At 57.1% G+C, this 4,469-nt stretch carries 1 protein-coding gene and 2 pseudogenes; all 3 read right to left on the bottom strand.

Annotation, left to right across the window (positions count from 1 at the left end; genetic code table 11):
- Positions 1-1,903 (bottom strand): annotated as a pseudogene (locus tag QWJ46_RS30815) (hypothetical protein); the annotation flags it as partial.
- 761 nt (positions 1,904-2,664) lie between these two features.
- Positions 2,665-4,080: an ISNCY family transposase gene (locus QWJ46_RS30810; RefSeq protein WP_026188840.1), complete on the bottom strand. Its 1,416-nt coding sequence runs from the start codon at positions 4,078-4,080 to the stop codon at positions 2,665-2,667.
- Positions 4,081-4,345: 265 nt separating this feature from the next.
- Positions 4,346-4,453 (bottom strand): annotated as a pseudogene (locus QWJ46_RS31390) (maturase); the annotation flags it as partial.
- Positions 4,454-4,469: the final 16 nt, after the last annotated feature.

Genomic DNA, 4,469 nt, shown 5'->3' with positions numbered 1-4,469 from the left:
GCTTACTCAGCTCTTCGTTGGCGAAGCTATCAATCATGAGGGCGTCGTCGGGATGGGGATCATGCTGTTTCAACTGCGACTCAGCGCCTAGATACTGCCGCAGCCGATCGAAACTCACGCTTATTCTTTTTCCTTCAGCGTTGGTAAAGTTACTGTAATCGTCCTTTAACGACTGTTGCTGCTGATCACTGCCAGTCAAGCGACTGCCTATGCTCCCCCGACCCTTCTTTCGGAGCCAATCACTAAACCTCCGTTGATTGCTGGCCAGATTCAAGACGACTTTCCTCTGCGAAGTCGAGTTCGATCCGAGCTTGCTCAGCGCTTCCTTGGCTAGGTCATCAATGATGCGGGCGTCGTCGGGATAAGGATCATGCTGTTTCAACTGCGACTCGGCGCCTAGATACTGCCGCAGCCGATTGAAACTCACGACCACTTTTTTTCCTTCCTCCTTGGTAAAGGCCCTAAAATCCTCCTGCAACGACCGTTGCTGCTCATCAGTACCGGTGAGTCGGCTGACTATGCTCCCCCTGCCCTCCCTTTTGAGCCAATCGCTAAATTTTCGTTGGTTACTGGCATTTTTCCGGGAAGTCGAGACCGGTCCGAGCTTACTCTGCTCTTCGTTGGCCAAGGCCTCAATAATGAGGGCGTCGTCGGGATAAGGATCATGCTGCTTCAACTGGGACTCGGCGCCTAGATACTGCCGCAGCCGATCAAAACCCACGTTTATTCTTCCTTCAGCCTTGGTAAAGCCCCTAAAATCGTCCTTCAACGACCCTTGCTGCTGATCACTGCCAGTCAGGCGACTGGCTATGCTCCCCCTACCATTCTTTTGGAGCCAATTGCTAAACCTCCGTTGATTTATGGCCGTAATCCGGACAACATTCCTCTTGGAAGTCGAGTCCGATCCGAGCTTGCTCAGCTCTTCGTTGGCGCAGCCATCAATCATGAGGGCGTCGTCGGGATAAGGATTATGCTGTTTCAACTGGGACTCGGCGCCTAGATACTGCCGCAGCCGATCGAAACTCACGACCACTTTTCCCTCGGCCTCGGTAAATTTCCTAAAATCCTCCTGCAACGACCGTTGCTGCTCATCAGTACCCGTGAGTCGGCTGACTATGCTCTCCCTGCCCTCCCTTTTGAGCCAAGCGCTAAATTTTCGTTGGTTACTGGCATTTTTCCGGGAAGTCGAGACCGGTCGGAGCTTACTCCGCTCTTCGTTGGCCAAGGCCTCAATAATGAGGGCGTCGTCGGGATAAGGATCATGAATTCGGCGGCCCATCAGGCGCGGCCCAGGTCCAACGGCTTGGAGTTCTTGCCCCTCAGGCGAGAGCCTCCTGAAATGAGACAGTGCTGAGTTAAGACGCTTACGATCGTCCCCACCGTTTGCCCAGTAATCCGCGATATCACCGGCTAGCGAATCTGGATCGTTTAAAAGCCGAGAAGCCATCGAATCTCTGTTTTCTGCTCGGAGCCAACGAGCGAACCTCCTAAGAATCCCTAAATTGTTCTCGACGGTAGCCTCGGGAACCCTTCCGTCCCCTCGGCCGACGCTACCGTCGGGTAGAATTTCGTAGTTTCGGACTGCTTCCGCGAACTGGTTGATACGGGTCTCGTCATCAGGATGCATGTCTCGGTCGGCGGGGCGACCACGCTTGCGAACCTTGGTTGAGGCCACGTGAGTCTCCGTTGCGGCATCGACGTCTTGCTGCCCCGAACCCCTCTCCGGCGCCAGCGACTGCGGCGTCACTCGCATCGAACCGCCCACGGAACTGCGACGCGGCACACGGTCGCCGGCGTCACTATCGTGCGAACCGAGGCGCAAGTCGGTCGGATCCTGTTCCAGGTCTCGGCTCTCTGAATAGTAGTCGTCGATCCAGGCGTCCGTCTCGAAAGCTCCGGTCACGCCTTCGATCCACCCACTTACTTCGCGAGAATCGTCATCGCGCGGCGGGTTCCGTCTTGGGTACATCGATGCCGTTCCTCCGAAATTCAAATTTGGAACCTCGATCCTAATGCCTGCCGACCGCCGCCCAGCATGCTAAAGCCAGATCCAATCATGCCCTCAAGGCATGGCCGAACACCATATGGCGACGGCTTGCCGACAATCGTCTGCACTCGACCATCAGGCCGGCACATGGCTTGAGAGGCTCGCCAGCTTGCCGCTTGCCATGCGGAGCCCGCTAAAATTGGCCTTCATTTAAGCAGTTTCGGGTGATGTGTGGAACATGCAGCGCGAAGGGTGCCGTCAGAATTTCCGATTCCAACCAATCTTTCCGCCGGCCTTTCTGATTTCGCCGCCTCAGGCAACGGAACCATTGCGGTGTAGCTGCTGACAGAACCCGTTGCACGCCTGATAGTTATGCGACCTATGGGGCGGCGATCAGGATGAGACGCCGTATTGCCTCACCCAAGAGTGTTCCCGGAGAATAATGTCGTTGCCTCACTCGATGTTTTCGAATGCCTCACGGGTTGTTCCGATCGTATCCCCGCACCTGGTGCAGGTGACGGAGGTAGCGAAGCCGCTCGCGAGCGCGCCTCTCAATAGCGCTGTAGCGAGCGGGCGGCTTCGCGGGCGGTCATCATGTTTTCCGGTGGGGTCGGTTGTCGAAGGCCAACCTGGCGGTAAGAGCGCGGATGACGATCCTGTATTGTTCGGTAATGATCTCACTGCCCGACCTCTATACTTTCCGTCTGCCGCGCGGCATCGGCGAATGGCCCGAACACCAGCGCATTGGCCTGTGTACTGCGCCAGATTTTCATTCGGCGCTGCACGGTCCGAATGAGGCCGTCGGGATACACGCCGGGGCATTTGACCTGCAAGCGTTCAAGCAACTCTCGCGAAGTTCGCCAAGGCTCCGCCTCGAACCATTCCTCGAGTTCGGCAGTGACGGCGAGTAGAGGATCGGGCCTCCGCCGCTCTCGCTTGGCCGCTGGCTTGGAGCGGGCAGTCGGTTTCACTTCACCACCACGCCAAGCAATCCGTAAGCCAGAAAGAAAGTCTTCGAGCGTCAGGTACATCGCCTTGAGCCAAAGGCATGTATCCTCCGGCGTGCGTGGGTCGTCAAACAGCCGCTGGAAGAGTGTGGCAGGACGATGATAGCGCTTGATCACCTTGGCTCCGTCACGGTGCTTTTCTTCCAGCTTGACTGATGGCTGAAAGAAATTCACGAACAACCGCATTGACGAATAAAGCTTGGCCAGCTCCCGAGTGGCTCGCAGCCCCTCGAAGCGTCGGTATCCAACGATCTTGCGCACGATTGCGCCATTCTTCTGCTCGACAAATGCCTGATCATTCTTTCGGTAAGGGCGGCAACGGGTAAGTTCGATATTATCGCGCAAGCAATACTCATGAACACTCTCGTTCATGAACACACTGTCGTTATCGGTGTCGAAGCCCAGCAGCGGGAACGGCAGCAACTTGCGCAGTTCGGCCAACGCAGTGATCAGTACCGTTTGCTCGCGAACCAGCAGCGGCGCGCATTCCGTCCAGCCCGTGGCTATATCTGTCAACACCAGCGTTTGCGAGAAGGCACCCCTCGGGTACGGGCCGGAATGAGAAACGAGGTCAGCTTCGACAAAGCCAAGTGCGGGGTCATCCCAATCCGAGAAGGTTCGAACGGGAACACTACGCCGAATCGCTGTTGATCCTTTCCGGCGCCGCGGACCCGTGGCGCTCGCTTTAATCTCCTTGAGGACCCGATCAATCGTCGCTGGGCTCATCGTCAAGAGTCGCCGGCGCGTCTCGCTATTCATATCGCCGTGTCCATGACGTTCCATCGCTTCGATTAGTGTTGGCAACAGGGGGTGTAGTCGCTTGCCGCAAATTCGATCCGACGCCTCCCAAACAACGACGAGCGCTGCCCGCACGTCGTCGCCGTAAACCCGGCGCCCTGGCCGAGGACCACCCTTCGCCGGTTTGCGTTCTCCTCGCAGCAGTCGCATCGCATGCTTGCGATGAAAGCCCGTGAGCGCCACGAACTCGTCTAACATCCTCGCCTTCTCGGCCCGCCCGCCTAACACATAGCGACAACTGATCGCTGCCACCAATTCCGCACGTGTCGCCATGCTGACCTTCCTCATCACAGCTCCCGAGGTTGATTCGGCGGGAGCAATTTAGATGAGGCAATAACCCATTCTCAGGGAGCAGTTCAGGCGAGGCAATGCGCGCGACAAACTGGCGGTGCCTTTGATTGTCGCGAATGAGGCTGGCCTGCCGCGCCGGCGTTTGACCCCCATGGGTGGAACGTCGTCGATAGCTTTCAACGTTCATTTCGAATGATCGTTGCGTGATGAACAAGTCGGTCCACCGCGGCACCCGCCCGCAGGCATTAGTTGCAGGATACGGGTCGGCATCGAGCACCCAACTCACACGTTGGCTCATGATCGCTGTATGAAATGCATCCGGCGCCATGGGCGGGTTTCGTCCTGGCCTGAAGCCATAGTAGAACCCGCAAAGGGTAGGCCGTCAT

Source organism: Rhizobium sp. CBN3, from assembly GCF_030518245.1.
Taxonomy (GTDB): domain Bacteria; phylum Pseudomonadota; class Alphaproteobacteria; order Rhizobiales; family Rhizobiaceae; genus Rhizobium; species Rhizobium aethiopicum_A.
The sequence above is the reverse complement of the archived record's forward strand: the minus strand, read 5'-3'. Positions and strand labels throughout refer to the sequence as shown.

Bases quoted from the DNA above. Each gene is read 5' to 3' on its own strand.
- QWJ46_RS30810 (WP_026188840.1), bottom strand. From the start codon at position 4,080: ATGAGGAAGGTCAGCATGGCGACACGTGCGGAATTGGTGGCAGCGATC.